Below are 16,628 nucleotides of genomic sequence, written 5' to 3'. Positions count from 1 at the left end.
ATAACATACAATTTCATACTCTCCAGTATAACATAATCTGAGCAAGTCTTCGCCGGTAATGCAAAACTATGCACTCAATGAAAATTTATACTATCCATCTTCATGGGAGTGGTAATAAAAAAAGCCCTCCCTATAGACGGGAGAACTTTATACACCAGCATCCTTAAACAACGTGGCAATTGAGCCGCCATCAAGAATAATACGAATTGCTCTCGCCAGCATCGGTGCAACCGACAAGACCGTGAAGCAGGACGGATTACCTGATTCGGGCAATGCTATGGAGTCGGTAACTACAATTTCAGCGATGTGAGGGTGCGTAAGCCTTTCCAAAGCAGGCCCTGAAAAAAGACCATGTGTCGCGCATACAATAGCAGGGCCTGCCCCTCTCTCCTTAAGCCCTTCCACCACATTTACAATAGTCGTACCAGTGTCAATTAAATCTTCTATTATAATCGGTGTCCTGCCATCTACATCCCCGATGACATGAGTAATAACCGATTCATTATGATTGGGACGCTTCTTGATCATGATGGCGAATGGTGAATCCAGTCTGCTGGCCAGCTTCTCCGCCATGGAGGCCCTGCCTGCATCCGGTGACACAATAACCGGATTCACAATATTTTTACTCTTCAAGTAGTCACATATCAAATCAAGAGCCGTCAAGTGATCAACGGGAATATTGAAGAAGCCCTGAATTGCGGCAGCATGCAGGTCAATCGTTACGACTCTGCTCGCACCCGCTGTCGTCAGTACATCCGCCAGCAGCTTGGCAGAGATCGGCTCTCGTGGTGCAGATTTGCGTTCCTGCCTTGCATAGCCATAATAGGGCAAGATGACATTAATCGTTCGTGCAGAAGCCCGCTTGGCGGCATCAATCATCACGAGAAGCTCCACGAGCAGTTCATTGATCGGTCTCGACAGTGATTGTACTAGAAACACATCACAATTTCGGATCGTTTCCTCATAGTGCACATAAATCTCACCACTCTTGAAGCGGGATATCTTGATCTTACCCGATTCGACTCCAAGCTTGCGGCAAATATTTTGTACAAGCTGAGGGTTGGACGATCCCGAAAATATACGGAGAGAATGCTGCATACATGCCTCCCGGAGCTAAATTTTTGACTGATCCGTAATAAACCTTATATTTCCATTATACTCCTAGACGAGCGGATTACAATGGAACAGACGAGCGTTTTCGCTGCTCGAATACGGCAAGCTCTGTATAGCCAATTTCCCTTAGAAGTTCTCTTGCCTGATCGACATGCTCGCCTACTTTTGCCGGATCATGCGCATCAGATCCAACCGTGATCGGAATGTTCAGTTCACAGGCTTTCTCAAGTATTCGCCGGCTAGGGAACATCTCCGCACAAGGCTTGGATAGACCAGAGGCGTTCAGCTCTATTGCCATCCTGCTTGCTGCAATCGTCTCAAGGACGGAGGCCTCCAGCTGCAACCATTCCTCTGCTTCCGCTGGCTTGGGTGTATAGCCAAAACGCTTGATCACATCGATATGCCCGAGAAAATCATATAGCCCTGAGCGTGCCGCCTTCTTCACCGCATCGTAATACGTCTTGTACACTTCAAGAACATCCTTGTTCTCCCAGTTGTGCACCTGCCGATAATCCGAAATGTCCCATTCCTTCAGGAAATGAACGGAGCCGATGACATAATCAAAAGGATAGGCATGAATGATCTGCTCAATCTTCTCTTCCCATCCCTCGATGTAGTCACCTTCAAGACCAACACGGACCTCGATCTGTCCCTTGTACTTCTCCTTCAGCGATAAGCACTCCTCCACGTAGCGGGGAAGCTCCTCCATTGGCATGGCCATTTCAGGATAATACGATGCCGGATCGACGTGGATCAGCGGCATATGATCGGACAGTCCAATTTGGCTGTAACCAAGCCGAACAGCTTGCTGCACATAGGCTTCCAGCTCTCCAACAGCATGTCCACAGCGGGCATGATGAGTATGAAAGTCGATTAGCATAGGCATAGGGTTCTCACCTGCCTTAATCCCGGCGTGGACGTTCATGACGAAGACTGAGCTCCTGCATGATTTCATCCAGCGGCAGCTTCCGCTCTTCAAGAAGAACGAGCAAATGATAGATCAGATCACTGACCTCAAGTCTGAGCTCCTGATTATCCTTGTTCTTGGCAGCAATGATCGTTTCTGACGCTTCTTCACCGATCTTCTTGAGGATCTTATCTACGCCTTTATCGAACAAATATGTCGTATATGCGCCTTCAGGACGCTCCTTCTCACGCTCTGAGATGACACGCTCCAGCTCAGCCAGTACTTCAAACCGGCCTTCTGAAGCAGGACCAGCCTTACTAGTACCGGGTACAGGCACAGAAGCACTCGTTCGAGCCAATCCACTAATCTCACGATAAAAACAGCTGTTCTCACCCGTATGGCAAGCCGGTCCTTTTGGCTCTACGAGCACAAGCAGCGTGTCTCCATCACAATCATATTTCATGGATACGATCGACTGAACGTTACCGGATGTCGCGCCCTTATTCCACAGCTCATTCCTCGAACGGGACCAGAACCAGGTCTCTCCCTTTGAGATGGACTTCAGCAGCGACTCTTCATTCATATACGCCATCATCAGTACTTCTTTGGTATCCGCATCCTGAACGATGGCAGGGACAAGACCCTTTTCATCAAAACGGACGGCTTCTATTGCTAGTTCTGTACTCATCGAATTTCAACCCCTTTGGATTTCAGCTGCTGTTTGAGATGCGGTATCGCGATCTCTTTATAGTGGAAGATCGTTGCAGCTAGCCCCGCATCTGCTTTGCCTTCTGTGAACACTTCTTCGAAATGCGCTTCTTGCCCTGCACCGCCCGAAGCAATAACGGGAATGCCGACGGCTTCACTGACAGCCTTCGTCAGTGCGATATCAAATCCGTCCTTCGTTCCGTCTGTATCCATGCTCGTTAAGAGTAATTCTCCAGCTCCAAGCTGCTCAGCTCGTTTGACCCAATCCAGTGCTCGAATCCCCGCAGCCTTTCTCCCGCCGTGTGTGTATACCTCCCAATCGCCAATGGACTCGTTCCACTTGGCATCGACGGCAACCACAATACATTGAGAACCGAACCGCTGTGCACCTTGAGTAATTAAATTCGGGTTCAGTACAGCGGCTGTATTAATCCCGATCTTGTCCGCACCCGCACGCAAAATTCTCTTCATGTCATCGACATGTTTTATTCCCCCGCCGACTGTGAAAGGAATCGCAATTTCTCCAGCCGTTTGACGGACGACCTCAATCATCGTCTCCCGTCCTTCTGCTGAAGCCGAAATATCCAAGAAGACAATCTCGTCTGCACCCTCCTTATCATATAAGGCGGCCAGCTCTACAGGATCACCGGCGTCTCTCAGATTGACGAAATTGACTCCCTTAACTACTCTGCCGTCCTTTACATCCAGGCATGGGATGATTCGCTTGGCCAGCATAGGTTCACCTCTTCCCTCGCTCTTTCGTCTATACTCGTTTACGTCAATTACGTCAAACCACTGTTATTCATCGTTTCGATCGCCTGTCTCAGATCAATCGCACCTGTGTACAAGGCCTTTCCAACGATCGCGCCGCTGACACCCTGATCTCTGTATCTGTGCAGACGCACCAGGTCCTCCATTGTGCTGACTCCACCGGATGCAATCACCTGCTGTCCGCTGACCTCAGCCAAGGAGACGATGGCTTCTATATTTGGCCCCTGCATCATTCCGTCTCTTGAAATATCCGTGAAAATAAAAGTCTTCGCTCCGTATGCAGCAAGCTCCTTGGCAAGCACCTCTGCTTTAACCTGAGAAGTTTCAAGCCAGCCTCTTGTCGCCACATAGCCATCTCTTGCATCAATGCCAATAGCTACCTTATCACCATAGGAAGCAAGCACCTTCTCTGTAAACTGTCGATCCTCGATTGCCGCAGTACCGAGAATAACCCGGCTGACGCCAAGAGATAGAAGCTGCTTTACATCCTCAATCCGGCGCAGCCCGCCTCCGACTTGCACAGGAACATTTACAGCGGAAGCAATTTTTCCGATGACATCTGCATTCACCGGCTTGCCTTCCTTTGCCCCATCAAGATCGACCAAATGGATGAAGGAGCCTCCTTGTGCTTCCCACTCCTTGGCAGCTTCTACCGGGCTGTCGTTGTACACCGTCTCTTGGTTATAGTCTCCTTGCACCAGCCTTACACATTTGCCGCCTCGAATATCAATCGCCGGATATATAGTGAACAAAGACATACTAATTCAGGCCTCCCCCATCATCTCTCTGGATTCTCACACCAATCTTGACTCCATCATTCAAGAGAGCTATAGCTATAAGCTCCTCGCTTCAATAGAGCCATAAGACTTATTCAGCCTCTCATTTAGAGGCTTCCGCTAAACGCAAGAAATTGTTTAAGAGCTGCATTCCAAGCTCTCCGCTCTTCTCGGGATGAAACTGCATGCCATATACAGAGCCTTGGCCGACAATCGCTGTCACTGGATACCCATAATCCGTAACCGCCAGCAGATTTGATTCAACTTCCGGCTTCACATGATAGGAATGGACAAAGTACACATGCCCTTCCTCCAGTCCATCAAACAGAGGGCTATCCTGCTGCTTGAATTCAAGCTCATTCCATCCCATATGTGGAACCTTATACTCCGCTCTCTCTTCAAATCTCACAACATCCCCTGGCAAAATACCGAGACCTTCATGACTCCCATACTCTTCACTTCGGCTGAAGAGCAGCTGCATCCCCAGACAAATACCGAGCAGCGGCGTTCCGTTCTCGCTTACCTGCTTCACGACGGTATCGAGCTTCGTTTCTCGAAGATGCTGCATCGCATCTCCGAATGCCCCTACACCCGGCAGGATGACGCCGGAAGCCCCTAGAATCTCCTGTTCATCCCCTGTTACGAGTGCTGTATAACCCAGTCTTTCGACGGCCTTGCTTACGCTGTGCAGGTTCCCCATTCCATAATCAACAATGGCTATGGTCATAAGGCTACAGCACTCCCTTCGTTGATGGGACACCGGTAACACGCGGATCGACTGCTGTTGCTTCGTCCAGCGCTCTGCCGAGCGCCTTGAACACAGCCTCGATCATATGATGGGTGTTTTGTCCGTAATGAACAATAACGTGAAGCGTAATTCGCGCTTCGAGCGCGAACTTCCATAAGAATTCCTGAACCAGCTCTGTAGAGAAGCTTCCTACCTGCTGGGAAGGATACTGCGCCCGATATTCGAAGTGCGGACGATTGCTGATATCGATCACGACCTGTGCCAGCGCCTCATCCATCGGTACAAATACACTTGCATAGCGCTTGATCCCTTTTTTATCACCTAATGCAGTATGCAGCGTTTGGCCAAGACAGATGCCGATATCCTCCACAGTGTGATGATCGTCAATTTCGATATCTCCTTTGGCGACGACTTGGAGATCAAATTGACCGTGCTTGGTGAACAAGTCAAGCATATGATTCAGAAAAGGCACATCCGTCTCAATCTCAGATCTTCCTGTTCCATCTACACCAAAGGCTAGCTGAATGTCTGTCTCATTCGTTTTTCGGCTTACGCTCGCTCCGCGGCCTTCTTCAATAAAGCTGTTGTCCTGATTTCCCATTTTTACCCCTCCGCTCTCCAAACATCTCACTCTTATTTCGTTATAGTTAATTGATATTTATACGCTTGCTAATGCAAACATAGGTATTTTGAAGTATTCGCCATCCAATTAATTGCGTTCCTGCTGTAATCTAATTTCAATCGCTCGGGCATGCCCCTCTAATCCCTCATGACGAGCCAGCTCCATAATGGCCTCTCCGTTCTTGAGGAGCGCTTCCTTGCTGTAGTAGATAAGACTCGACTTCTTCGTGAAATCGTCCACATCGACCGGCGATGCATATCTTGCCGTCCCATTGGTCGGAATAATGTGATTGGGTCCTGCAAAATAGTCCCCGACCGGCTCCGAGCTGTACGGTCCAAGAAAGATCGCCCCTGAATGACGGATATAGGACACATAAGCCATTGGCTCTTGCACCATCACTTCCAAGTGTTCCGGTGCCAGCGTATTCACAACCTCAATGCCTTCCAATATGGAATCGACAACGATAATCGCTCCATGCGCCTCTACCGAAGCTCTAGCGATAGCTTCTCTCGGCAGCTTCCGGAGCTGCTCCTCTATCTCCTGCTGTACCTCTTCAGCCAGCTGCTGGGACGTCGTCACAAGAATGGCGGAGGCCATTTCGTCATGCTCCGCCTGAGATAACAGGTCGGCGGCAACATAGTCCGCTTTCGCGGTTTCATCCGCCAGGACCACAATTTCACTCGGGCCTGCAATGCTGTCGATATCGACGGCCCCGAACACCTCCCGCTTCGCGAGCGCCACATAAATATTACCCGGTCCACAGATCTTGTCGACCTTCTGTATACTCTCCGTGCCGTAAGCCAGGGCGGCAATCGCCTGCGCGCCGCCCACCCGGTACATCTCGTTAACGCCTGCTTCCGCAGCAGCCACGAGAATGTACGGGTCAATACCCTCACCGCCGCTCGTTGCCGGCGGCGTCACCATCACAATCTCGCGCACACCGGCCACCTGTGCTGGAATGACATTCATCAGCACAGAGGATGGATATGCCGCCTTACCACCCGGCACATAGACACCCACACGGTCCAGCGGCCGGATAATCTGTCCAAGCAGACTACCATCAGGATCAAAGTCCATCCAGGAGCTTCGTTTCTGTTTTTCATGAAATTTACGTATGTTGTGTGCAGCTGCCCGAATTGCGGTAATAAATGAAGGCTCCACTACAGCATAAGCGGCCTTCATCTCCTCCTCCGTCACCTTCAGCTCGGCTGCGACTAATTCCGTCCGGTCATGGAGAGCAGTATACTTCAGCACAGCTGCGTCTCCATCGCTCCGGACATCCTGAATGATTTGACGAACCGCTTCATTCTGTTCCTTCGTTCCATAATCCACATCACGCTGCAGACGAAACTCCTTAGCCGGTACGATTCTCATCTTTCGAATCCTCCTTATTGACACACTTTCAGGGCTAGCATTCTTCTTTATTGATTTCGTTAAGTATTCAACTGCTTAATTATTCATTCCATGAAGCACTTTCAGGTTAAACCTTATATTGTCAGGGGTCGCACTTATATAGCTGCTCCAGCATTTCATGTCATGAACCATTTATCCTCTATTCTGCAGGTGCTGCAGTTACCTTCTGCAAGGCATCACATAAACTCTGAATCTGGGCATTCTTCATCCGGTAGCTTACCCGGTTCGCAATCAGTCGGCTGGTGATCTCGAACATGCTCTCGAATTCAATAAGCCCGTTCTCCCGAAGCGTCTGACCCGTCTCCACCATATCAACGATCCGGTCAGCCAAACCGATTAATGGAGCAAGCTCAATGGACCCGTTCAGCTTAATGACCTCTACTTGCTGACCCTGCTCTCTAAAATACTGTGAAGCCACATTCGGATATTTCGTGGCCACCCGTTGTCTGATGCCCGGCTCCCAGTCCGGCAGTCCGATGACAGACATCCGGCAGCGAGCGATCCCTAAATCAAGCAGCTCATACACGTCTTTGTTTTCCTCTAACAAAACATCCTTGCCGACAATACCGATATCGGCTGCTCCGTACTCTACATAAGTGGGAACATCCACCGGCTTGGCCATGATGAATTCGAGCTGTGCCTCCGGCAGTGGAATGACCAGCTTGCGGGATTCATCGATATCGGCTGGAATCGCAATGCCTGCCGCACGAAACAGCTCAGAAGCTTTCTTATATATTCTTCCTTTTGGCATAGCTACCTTCAAAATTTCGCTCATATTTGACACTCCCTCCTTCTAGCCTCCTGCTGACTTAGATAGAATTACTGTAAGTATACACCTTCTCATACTTTCCCTGGAGCATAGACACCGCATAGTTAGAGCCCTGTTCACCCATTTCTATGGCCTGATTATAACGATCGTCATCTCTTGCCATCAGTCTGGTTACAACAATCCTTCCTTCGCTTCTCAGCTCGCCTGCCCGTGACAAGGCCTCTGCCCGGTGCTCCTTGGTATATTCAATAAGTACAGGCAGCGGCTGCTCCACACGGATTCCTCTTACTCCGTCGACAATTCGGTTTGTCTTGAGAGCAAAGCCGGTAGCATGCACGTCTTTACCAAACTGCTTCAGCAATTTGTCATATCTGCCTCCACTGCATACGGGCGATCCAAGCTCGGCTGCATATCCCTCGAAGGTCATACCTGTGTAATAGGAGAAGTCACCGATCATCGTCAGATCAATCAACACATGCTGTGACACCCCGTACGCTTCAAGCACTTCCCATACACTGCAGAGATGGTTCATCGAGCTCCGAGCTTCACGGCTTGCACTCAGCTGCTCTGCCTTGCTGCAGATCTCCTTTCCTCCCCGCAGACGCAGAATCGCGCTCATCCGTTCCTTCTTATCATCCTCAAGAGGCAGCGCATCAATCTTCTCCCGATAACCGACATAATCGCGCTTCAACAGAACTTCCTTAAGCTCCTCCTGCAATTCCTTCTGGCCTGGAACAATTTCTTCAAAGAGCCCGTTCAAGAACCCCACATGTCCCATCGCGATCTTGAAGGACTGAACTCCAGCCGCTTTCAATGAAGCAATCGCCAGAGCAACCACCTCCGCATCGGCTTCAGGCGAGTCGTCTCCAACCAGCTCCACACCTGTCTGAAAAAATTCCGCTTCCCTTCCGGCTTCCTCTTCAATGGCTCGGAACACATTCGCATGATAAGACAGACGCAGTGGCAGCTTCTCCTCCTTGAGAAGTGATGATACAACCCGTGCGATCGGTGCTGTCATATCAGAACGAAGGACAAGCGTAGTACCGCGATTATTGAGCAGTTTGAATAGTTTCTTATCCGAAGTAGAGCTGGCGACACCCACCGTGTCATAGTATTCCATGGAAGGCGTTATAATCTGGCGATATCCCCAGCTGCCCATGCACTCCAATACCCGATGCTCGATGCGGCGCAGTTTATCAACCACATGAGGCAGATAGTCGCGTACACCAGCTGGTTTTTCAAAACCCTTTGGTTTAGACATTTGAATTTCTCCTCATTATCTATATTGGAATTGTAATCCCGATCATCATCTTTATCGCGTTAAAGTGCTACCAATCTAACAAATTAAAGAATTATTCGATATAATATCACGTCTTCCATAACACGTCAATTCATCACGAGCTTTAGGGAGCATCCTGTACTCATAATATTGGAGCTTTTTATAAGAAAAAAGGACCTCATTGGGGCCCTTTTTCTTTTCTATCCTAGTCATAACCTATTTACGTTTCTATCGACTCACTTTGACTACTTATCGACTCATTATCAGTGATGTTATCCGCTTTGGACTTCAGCTCTCGAAGCGGATTACCGCCAACAAAAGCCCCCGGTGCAACATCTTTATGAACAACAGACCCGGCAGCAACAACCGCGCCATCTCCAATGGTCACTCCAGGCAGAATCGTTGAGTTTGCTCCAATCAGCACATGATCACCGATCACAACATCCCCAAGCCGATATTCCTTAATGAGATACTCATGCGCAAGAATTGTCGTGTTGTACCCTATAACGGAGTTGGTGCCAATCTTGATCCTTTCCGGAAAAAACACATCCACCATCACCATAAGTCCAAACGCCGTGTAATCTCCTACCTGCATTCGCAGCCGGCTTCGGTAGATCCAATTCTTCAATGGCAGAATAGGGCAGTATCTTGCAAGCTGAATCCAGATGAAATTGCGAACCCCCTTGAGAGGACTCACCGTACGGTAAATATGCCACAATGCATTGTGCCCCTCGACAGGATAACGCTCCACCTTTCTCACGATTACTGCTCCTTCTGGATTATAGTCAATATATCGTTCATGTCATGCAAAATATAATCTGGTCCGTACTCCCGCAGCTTCGCCTCACCCTTCAGTGACCAGGCAACACCTGCTGCTAAGACTCCCGCTGCTTTCGCAGACTGGATATCGACAGGACTGTCACCAACCATTAAAGTACTGGCTGGATCGGCTCCAAGCTCCTCGACTGCCTTCTGAACCGGCTCCGGATGCGGTTTAGGATGCGTCACATCTGTAACGGTAACGATGACCTCCATATACTTCTTAAGATCATACATTTCCAGCACCTTCAGTGTACTTGGCCGAATCTTTGTCGTAACTACACCCATTCGAATTCCTTGCTTACGAAGCTCCTCACAGACCTCTGTAACATTTGGGAATGGATTCACCATGGCATCATGATGGATCGCATTGTACGCACGATAGCCTGTAACATATTCAGCTACATCCGTCTTCCCTGTAAAAGCCTGCATTTGCTGCTCTAGTGTTCCACCCATATGCGGAATGATCTCTTCACGCGGGAGTGCTCCTGGGCCAAGCTGCTCCAGGACATGCAGAAACGAGCTGATAATCAGCTCGTTCGTATCTATTATTGTTCCATCTAAATCAAATAAAACGGTGTTAATCATGCTGGACTACTCCTTTTTCTGATCAGAGCTCCCCTTGCTGCTGTGAGAAGCGTCTTTGTTGTCCTTTTCCTTATCCATACTTGTCAGCTCGTCATCTGCCTTCACTGCCGGTGTCTTCGTGGACACAATCGGATCTGAATAACGTTCCTTAGAGGCACCTGTCACTCGGCGGACAACAATCAGTGCGATTGCAATCAATATAATAACGATCGCCAGTAGCTGCGAAATTCTTATATTCCCATATGCAGGGTCCAAATAACCCATTTCGAAGCCCATAGCAGTCATCGGTGACCACATACCGTGGATCATTGATGCAAGCCATTCAGGACCTTGGAATGCCAGACTGTCCGTACGGAGTCCTTCAATAAAGAAGCGTCCAATAGAGTACCAGATGAAGTAGGACATGAACAGCTCACCAGCGCGCATGAACTTCTGACGACGCAAAATGAACAGGATCAGCAAACCTACGATATTCCAAACCGATTCGTACAAAAATGCCGGATGATGATATGTACCTTGTACGTTCATCTGATTAACTATAAAGTCAGGCAGATGAAGGGTATTTCTTAAGAAGGATTCTTCGACAGGCCCACCATATGCTTCCTGATTCACGAAGTTCCCCCAGCGGCCGATCGCCTGACCAATAAGTAGTCCTGGGGCACAAATGTCTACAATTCTCCAGAAGTTATATCCCTTATGTCTGAAATAGAAAAATGCACAAATGATGGCCCCTATTAGCGCACCATATATGGCAATACCACCCTGCCATATCTTAAATACATCCCAGAAGTTGTCCTTGTAGTCATCCCATTGGAAGGCAACATAATAAATTCTTGCCCCGATAATGGCCGAAGGGACACCCAGCAGTAATAAATCCATAAAAAAATCAGAAGGTATACCGAAACGTTTGCCTTCCTGCATAGCCAGCAGTAAGCCTACAATGGCTGCGGTCCCTAATATAAGCCCATACCAATGAACATTAAGAGAGCCAATGGAAAAAGCAATAGGATCAAGTAATAAGGTGCCCATTTGTCCACTCCTTAAATTTATCATCACTTTTGTTAATTATATCAGTCCATATCATCATTATCTTCCGCGATCGTTGCCGTCAGCTTGTTCGTAAACTGAAGCGCAGCATTAACACCCATCCGTTTCAAGCGGAAGTTCATTGCGGCCACTTCAATAATAACCCCCAGGTTACGACCAGGACGGACCGGAATCGTCACGAGCGGTACATCTGTATCAATGATTCGAGTCGTCTCCTCGTCAAGCCCAAGACGGTCATACTGCTTATCCTGCTGCCATGCCTCCAGACGCACAACCAGCGTAATTCTCTTGTGATTCCGAATAGCACCTACACCAAAAAGGGTCATGACATTGATAATCCCCACGCCGCGAATCTCAAGCAAGTGTCTGATGAGCTCAGGTGCAGTACCATGTAATTGATTATCTGCCGTTTGGCTGATTTCGACTGCATCATCTGCGACGAGACGATGGCCTCTTTTTACGAGTTCAAGAGCTGCCTCACTCTTACCAATCCCACTGCTTCCCGTGATGAGAAGACCGATGCCATATACGTCACACAAAACCCCATGAATGGTTGTCGTCGGTGCAAGCTTACCTTCCAAGAACCCCGTAATGCGGCTTGATAAGATCGTTGTCGACATTGGGCTGCGCAGAACAGGCAGGTCACGCTCATTACTGATATCGACCAGCTCCTGTGGCACATCAAGACCACGTGTCACCACAATACATGGTGTTTCCTCATGACATAGACGGCTCATTCGATCACGACGCTCTTCTTCAGGCAGCATCCGCAAGAAAGCTAGCTCTGTTTTGCCAAGCAGCTGTACCCGTTCCGTCGGATAGTATTCAAAATAACCTGCCATTTCAAGGCCTGGTCTGTTCAAATCATCTACTGTAATCGGCCGCTTAAGTCCTTTTTCACCCGATACAACCTCAAGCTGAAATTCGTTAGCCAGCTCTGTTACCTTTACTTTTTTAGCCATGTTGGATTCTTCCTTCCATTACAATCAGGATGACTCCTGCGAATTATATTACTGTTGAATCCACTTCATAATACTTTAGTTTATGAGATAGATTCGGTTAACGTATGTTATGTACATCTCTTTACCTAGCTTCAATGTCATTATCGTATAGGAAATTAGTGCTGAATGCAATGTTCATGCCATGGCAGGACAATCTAGCACCGATAAAAAATGAAAAGGGCTGCCCTGGCGCTAAGCCAAGACAACCCTCTTTATACTGTCCAAAGATCTTAGTCTTGAACAAGTACATTAGCTTCTGTTTCTTTATCGAAGATATGAACTTTGTTCATGTCGATTGCCATTTTTACAGTGCTGCCATCACGAGTATTGGAACGTCCATCAACACGGGCAATGGTAACATCGCTGCCTACACCGCTCAGGTACAAGAGCAATTCGTGACCAAGGTTCTCACTTACGTCTACTTTTGCAGTAAACACGGTGTGTGGGGAAGCTTCCAGGAATACTGGCTCTTCATGAATATCTTCTGGACGAACACCCAGAATCACATCTTTACCAGCATAACCTTTGCTCTTCAGAATTTGAGCTTTCCCTTGTGGAATTTCTACATCAAGACCGGTAGCTGTAAAACGAAGTGTGTCTCCTTGTTGAGACAGCTTACCGTTGATGAAGTTCATTGTTGGAGATCCGATAAAGCCGGCAACGAACAAGTTCGTCGGATTATTGTACAGCTCTTCCGGAGAAGCTGCTTGTTGAATATATCCGTCTTTCATTACTACGATACGATCACCCATCGTCATCGCTTCGATTTGGTCATGCGTTACGTAGATAACGGTTGTTTCCAAACGCTTAGCCAGTTTAGTAATCTCTGCACGCATCTGTCCACGAAGTTTAGCATCCAAGTTGGAGAGCGGCTCATCCATCAAGAAGACTTGTGGATTACGAACGATCGCACGTCCCAAAGCAACACGCTGACGCTGACCACCGGACAGAGCTTTTGGTTTACGATCCAGCAAATGCTCGATATCGAGAATTCTCGCTGCTTCGCGAACGCTCTTATCGATTTCTTCTTTTTTCACTTTACGAAGTTTCAAACCGAATGCCATGTTCTGATACACGTTCATATGCGGATACAGGGCATAGGATTGGAATACCATCGCGATATCGCGGTCTTTTGGAGCCACGTCGTTAACGACACGATCACCAATATATAGTTTACCGTCGGAGATTTCCTCAAGGCCGGCAATCATTCGAAGTGTTGTGGATTTACCGCAACCGGAAGGACCTACAAGTACCAGAAACTCTTTATCCTTAATGTCTAAGTTGATATCAACTACCGTCGCCTTATCTGAACCTGGATATTGTTTGTAGATATGTTCTAAGCGTACACCAGCCATGATTATTGCCTCCTCAGCATAATTTCATTAATTAATGTAAACGAATACACACAGCAGTATCAATAATGTAATCGAATTCATTTCCTGCTCTTATATTAACCTAGTTAGGTCTCTTATGACTATGCACAATTCATACAAAAAAATCAGAGCCTTTTCGTCACTTTGTACAAGAGCAGTGTCAGCTTCACCAAAACGGCGTCTTTAAAGCTTCGAACATCTAGACCGGTCTCCTGCTTTATCTTGTCCAGCCGGTAGATCAGCGTATTTCTGTGAATGTAGAGACGTTTCGCGGTTTCGCTGACATTACAATCGAGCTGGAAGAAGATCTCTAGTGTTGATATTGTTTCTTCATCAAAAAGTATGGAGGACTCCTTCACCTCATCCAAATAGCCCGATCTCTGCTCTTCAGGTATTCTGGATACCAAGCGCTCAAGTGTAAACTGCCAAGGAAAGTACACATGCTCACTCATTCTAAAAATTTTTCCCAGCTGAATTGTCTGCATGAGCAATGAGGTTACACTTGGCAGGCTTTCCAAAGTATACAGCGGAGAATGAACCGATAGATTAAATACGCCTACCCATTCATTAGCTACTACTTCATATAGACCTTCGGCAAATGCCATCAGCTCGCTCTCAAGTGTAAATTCTGTTCTATCAGTGCTCTGGTCCATATCTTTGAGCTCTGTTCGATCCAGTACGATGGCTTCTTCTGCAAGCACAAGCCATTTATCCTGTTGCAGTAGCACAAGTATGATCTCTCCGCCAAAGTAAGATTGAAGCAGCTTGTACATTGATTTTGGAGCAATACCCGAATCATGGCCGCCCTCATAAGTTATGTAAAAGGGAACGATCCCTTCGCTAAAAACGGGCGTAAGCTTTTCCAGACCTTCAGGTATAGCGAGCAGCTCGGAGCTATTCATCTGCTCAAGAATCCAGGCACCTAGCAACTTCATATTCGACTGCTCTGTTGTTTGATCCGCTTGCAAGGGAGGGACAGACTGCATCGAAGTAATGATCCATTCTATTAGAGCCCTTTCTGACGCACTGACTCGATGAGCAGGGACAGATAGGACAAGCGGAAGTTCCTCATTTTCATTATTCAAATGAAAGTATAGCTGATCATGGACGACAAACGATGCCTCTCCTAGCCTTTGTTCGGCAATAGATTTAGTATCATCTATACTTTGGAGCTCATTAATCTCAAATGAGGTGTCCATAATTTGCTGCAGCTTCTGTATTAACAGTTTATAATCCATTACCATCTCTCACCACTTTGCGACTTGATGTTTAAACCAATAAATAAGCAGGTAAGCCAGTATTCATGAGACTGTTAGACATCTAACAATCTCAGCGTAGTCAGATTATAAGTATGACGATTACATATTATATCATGAGTGATTTAATATCATCGAATGGTTCAATAATTATAAGCACAGCTATATTATACAACAAAAAAAGCCATCAGTATGAAACTGATGACTTTAGTGATGAGCCATGAAGGACTCGAACCTTCGACACCCTGATTAAAAGTCAGGTGCTCTACCAACTGAGCTAATGGCTCATAAAAACTGGTGGAGGATGATGGATTCGAACCACCGAACCCGTAAGGGAGCAGATTTACAGTCTGATGCGTTTGGCCACTTCGCTAATCCTCCAGGAATAAAAAAGTGGCTCGGGACGGAATCGAACCGCCGACACGAGGATTTTCAGTCCTCTGCTCTACCGACTGAGCTACCGAGCCAAGGTATTGTGGCAAAAAAAATAAAGTGTCGGGCAAACCCCTTCCCACTTTATACGTGGAACGTTTACTTTATTGACTTTTCTCAAAAGTTAAATGGCGGAACTGACGGGATTCGAACCCGCGATCTCCTGCGTGACAGGCAGGCATGTTAGGCCTCTACACCACAGTTCCTAACTTTTTGAAAAATGGTGCCGGCGAGAGGACTTGAACCCCCAACCTACTGATTACAAGTCAGTTGCTCTACCAGTTGAGCTACACCGGCGTATATGGTGGAGACTGAGGGGATCGAACCCCCGACCCTCTGCTTGTAAGGCAGATGCTCTCCCAGCTGAGCTAAGTCTCCAGGATAATATGGTAGCGGCGGAGGGGATCGAACCCCCGACCTCACGGGTATGAACCGTACGCTCTAGCCAGCTGAGCTACACCGCCATATTTTCATCACACAACTTGTCCTATGTTATCATAGCCGATTATAAAAATCAACTAGATAATTAGTGGCGGAGAGAGAGGGATTCGAACCCTCGCACCGCTTACGCAGTCTAACCCCTTAGCAGAGGGTCCCCTTATAGCCACTTGGGTATCTCTCCAAAAGATGTGTAATTACCTTCAAGGATTTACTCCCTGAAAACTAGATACGAAACAATGTGCGATGTTAGAATTTTTGTTTACCCGGTTTTGTTCCGGGCCCCGAGAAAGTATTCGGATTCACCTTCGAAGCATTCGCTTCACTTTCTTGGGTATCTTTTGGATAAGCCCTCGACCGATTAGTACTGGTCAGCTCCATGCATTGCTGCACTTCCACCCCCAGCCTATCTACCTCGTCGTCTTCAAGGGGTCTTACATACTGGGAAATCTCATCTTGAGGGGGGCTTCACGCTTAGATGCTTTCAGCGCTTATCCCGTCCGTACATAGCTACCCAGCGGTGCTCCTGGCGGAACAACTGGTACACCAGCGGTACGTCCATCCCGGT

Annotated in this window: 16 protein-coding genes, 8 tRNA genes and 1 rRNA gene; all 25 read right to left on the bottom strand. The window is 47.7% G+C overall.

Annotated elements, in window-relative coordinates; genetic code table 11:
- Positions 1-147: 147 nt before the first annotated feature.
- Positions 148-1,098 (bottom strand): ribose-phosphate diphosphokinase, encoded by a 951-nt coding sequence (locus tag BK126_RS26860; protein WP_076315547.1) that lies wholly within the window; start codon positions 1,096-1,098, stop codon positions 148-150.
- Positions 1,099-1,174: 76 nt separating this feature from the next.
- Positions 1,175-1,993 carry a histidinol-phosphatase HisJ gene (gene hisJ / locus BK126_RS26855; RefSeq protein ID WP_076315611.1) on the bottom strand — a complete coding sequence of 273 codons (819 nt, stop codon included), beginning with the start codon at positions 1,991-1,993 and terminating at the stop codon, positions 1,175-1,177.
- A gap of 22 nt (positions 1,994-2,015) precedes the next feature.
- Positions 2,016-2,708, bottom strand: coding sequence for a bifunctional phosphoribosyl-AMP cyclohydrolase/phosphoribosyl-ATP diphosphatase HisIE (hisIE, locus tag BK126_RS26850; RefSeq protein WP_076315546.1), 693 nt, complete (start codon positions 2,706-2,708; stop codon positions 2,016-2,018).
- Positions 2,705-3,463, bottom strand: coding sequence for an imidazole glycerol phosphate synthase subunit HisF (gene hisF, locus BK126_RS26845; RefSeq protein ID WP_076315545.1), 759 nt, complete (start codon positions 3,461-3,463; stop codon positions 2,705-2,707). Before hisF ends, hisIE begins: the two co-directional genes overlap by 4 nt.
- Before the next feature lie 47 nt (positions 3,464-3,510).
- Positions 3,511-4,257, bottom strand: a complete 747-nt coding sequence (gene hisA, locus BK126_RS26840; RefSeq protein WP_076315544.1) for a 1-(5-phosphoribosyl)-5-[(5-phosphoribosylamino)methylideneamino]imidazole-4-carboxamide isomerase — start codon at positions 4,255-4,257, stop codon at positions 3,511-3,513.
- Positions 4,258-4,378: 121 nt separating this feature from the next.
- Positions 4,379-5,002 carry an imidazole glycerol phosphate synthase subunit HisH gene (hisH, locus tag BK126_RS26835; protein ID WP_076315543.1) on the bottom strand — a complete coding sequence of 208 codons (624 nt, stop codon included), beginning with the start codon at positions 5,000-5,002 and terminating at the stop codon, positions 4,379-4,381.
- Between the two features lie 4 nt (positions 5,003-5,006).
- Positions 5,007-5,624: an imidazoleglycerol-phosphate dehydratase HisB gene (hisB, locus tag BK126_RS26830; protein WP_047913887.1), complete on the bottom strand. Its 618-nt coding sequence runs from the start codon at positions 5,622-5,624 to the stop codon at positions 5,007-5,009.
- Between the two features lie 108 nt (positions 5,625-5,732).
- Positions 5,733-7,019, bottom strand: coding sequence for a histidinol dehydrogenase (gene hisD / locus BK126_RS26825; RefSeq protein ID WP_076315542.1), 1,287 nt, complete (start codon positions 7,017-7,019; stop codon positions 5,733-5,735).
- Positions 7,020-7,197: 178 nt separating this feature from the next.
- On the bottom strand, positions 7,198-7,833 hold the full coding sequence (gene hisG, locus BK126_RS26820) for an ATP phosphoribosyltransferase (protein ID WP_047913885.1): 636 nt from the start codon (positions 7,831-7,833) through the stop codon (positions 7,198-7,200).
- 34 nt (positions 7,834-7,867) lie between these two features.
- Entirely contained in the window at positions 7,868-9,088 is a 1,221-nt protein-coding gene (locus tag BK126_RS26815) for an ATP phosphoribosyltransferase regulatory subunit (protein ID WP_076315541.1), read from the bottom strand.
- A 238-nt stretch (positions 9,089-9,326) separates the two neighbouring features.
- A complete protein-coding gene (locus BK126_RS26810; protein ID WP_177178847.1) occupies positions 9,327-9,866 on the bottom strand; it encodes an acyltransferase in 540 nt (179 codons plus the stop codon).
- Positions 9,867-9,868: 2 nt separating this feature from the next.
- Positions 9,869-10,513, bottom strand: a complete 645-nt coding sequence (gene ppaX, locus BK126_RS26805; protein WP_076315539.1) for a pyrophosphatase PpaX — start codon at positions 10,511-10,513, stop codon at positions 9,869-9,871.
- A 6-nt stretch (positions 10,514-10,519) separates the two neighbouring features.
- Positions 10,520-11,542, bottom strand: coding sequence for a prolipoprotein diacylglyceryl transferase (lgt, locus tag BK126_RS26800; protein WP_076315538.1), 1,023 nt, complete (start codon positions 11,540-11,542; stop codon positions 10,520-10,522).
- Between the two features lie 41 nt (positions 11,543-11,583).
- Complete coding sequence (gene hprK / locus BK126_RS26795) at positions 11,584-12,522, bottom strand: HPr(Ser) kinase/phosphatase (RefSeq protein WP_047913880.1); 939 nt, start codon at positions 12,520-12,522, stop codon at positions 11,584-11,586.
- Positions 12,523-12,791: 269 nt separating this feature from the next.
- Entirely contained in the window at positions 12,792-13,916 is a 1,125-nt protein-coding gene (locus BK126_RS26790; protein ID WP_076315537.1) for an ABC transporter ATP-binding protein, read from the bottom strand.
- Between the two features lie 143 nt (positions 13,917-14,059).
- Complete coding sequence (locus tag BK126_RS26785) at positions 14,060-15,172, bottom strand: PucR family transcriptional regulator (protein WP_179085611.1); 1,113 nt, start codon at positions 15,170-15,172, stop codon at positions 14,060-14,062.
- Between the two features lie 232 nt (positions 15,173-15,404).
- A tRNA-Lys gene (locus BK126_RS26780) sits at positions 15,405-15,477 on the bottom strand.
- 8 nt (positions 15,478-15,485) lie between these two features.
- Positions 15,486-15,571: transfer RNA gene (locus BK126_RS26775), tRNA-Tyr, on the bottom strand.
- A gap of 13 nt (positions 15,572-15,584) precedes the next feature.
- A tRNA-Phe gene (locus BK126_RS26770) sits at positions 15,585-15,657 on the bottom strand.
- A 94-nt stretch (positions 15,658-15,751) separates the two neighbouring features.
- Positions 15,752-15,828: transfer RNA gene (locus BK126_RS26765), tRNA-Asp, on the bottom strand.
- A 15-nt stretch (positions 15,829-15,843) separates the two neighbouring features.
- A tRNA-Thr gene (locus BK126_RS26760) sits at positions 15,844-15,919 on the bottom strand.
- A gap of 5 nt (positions 15,920-15,924) precedes the next feature.
- A tRNA-Val gene (locus BK126_RS26755) sits at positions 15,925-16,000 on the bottom strand.
- A 9-nt stretch (positions 16,001-16,009) separates the two neighbouring features.
- Positions 16,010-16,086, bottom strand: a tRNA-Met gene (locus BK126_RS26750).
- Between the two features lie 66 nt (positions 16,087-16,152).
- A tRNA-Ser gene (locus tag BK126_RS26745) sits at positions 16,153-16,244 on the bottom strand.
- 157 nt (positions 16,245-16,401) lie between these two features.
- Positions 16,402-16,628: ribosomal RNA gene (locus tag BK126_RS26740) — 23S ribosomal RNA — on the bottom strand; the annotation flags it as partial.

This window comes from Paenibacillus sp. FSL H7-0326, from assembly GCF_001955535.1.
In the GTDB taxonomy this organism is placed as follows: domain Bacteria; phylum Bacillota; class Bacilli; order Paenibacillales; family Paenibacillaceae; genus Paenibacillus; species Paenibacillus shunpengii.
Note: the sequence above shows the minus strand (reverse complement) of the source record. Positions and strands in the feature narration are given on the sequence as shown.

Bases quoted from the DNA above. Each gene is read 5' to 3' on its own strand.
- BK126_RS26790 (WP_076315537.1), bottom strand. From the start codon at position 13,916: ATGGCTGGTGTACGCTTAGAACATATCTACAAACAATATCCAGGTTCA.
- lgt (WP_076315538.1), bottom strand. From the start codon at position 11,542: ATGGGCACCTTATTACTTGATCCTATTGCTTTTTCCATTGGCTCTCTT.
- BK126_RS26815 (WP_076315541.1), bottom strand. From the start codon at position 9,088: ATGTCTAAACCAAAGGGTTTTGAAAAACCAGCTGGTGTACGCGACTAT.
- hisD (WP_076315542.1), bottom strand. From the start codon at position 7,019: ATGAGAATCGTACCGGCTAAGGAGTTTCGTCTGCAGCGTGATGTGGAT.
- hisB (WP_047913887.1), bottom strand. From the start codon at position 5,624: ATGGGAAATCAGGACAACAGCTTTATTGAAGAAGGCCGCGGAGCGAGC.
- hprK (WP_047913880.1), bottom strand. From the start codon at position 12,522: ATGGCTAAAAAAGTAAAGGTAACAGAGCTGGCTAACGAATTTCAGCTT.
- hisA (WP_076315544.1), bottom strand. From the start codon at position 4,257: ATGTCTTTGTTCACTATATATCCGGCGATTGATATTCGAGGCGGCAAA.
- BK126_RS26860 (WP_076315547.1), bottom strand. From the start codon at position 1,098: ATGCAGCATTCTCTCCGTATATTTTCGGGATCGTCCAACCCTCAGCTT.
- hisIE (WP_076315546.1), bottom strand. From the start codon at position 2,708: ATGAGTACAGAACTAGCAATAGAAGCCGTCCGTTTTGATGAAAAGGGT.
- BK126_RS26785 (WP_179085611.1), bottom strand. From the start codon at position 15,172: ATGGATTATAAACTGTTAATACAGAAGCTGCAGCAAATTATGGACACC.
- ppaX (WP_076315539.1), bottom strand. From the start codon at position 10,513: ATGATTAACACCGTTTTATTTGATTTAGATGGAACAATAATAGATACG.
- hisH (WP_076315543.1), bottom strand. From the start codon at position 5,002: ATGACCATAGCCATTGTTGATTATGGAATGGGGAACCTGCACAGCGTA.
- hisG (WP_047913885.1), bottom strand. From the start codon at position 7,833: ATGAGCGAAATTTTGAAGGTAGCTATGCCAAAAGGAAGAATATATAAG.
- hisJ (WP_076315611.1), bottom strand. From the start codon at position 1,993: ATGCTAATCGACTTTCATACTCATCATGCCCGCTGTGGACATGCTGTT.
- hisF (WP_076315545.1), bottom strand. From the start codon at position 3,463: ATGCTGGCCAAGCGAATCATCCCATGCCTGGATGTAAAGGACGGCAGA.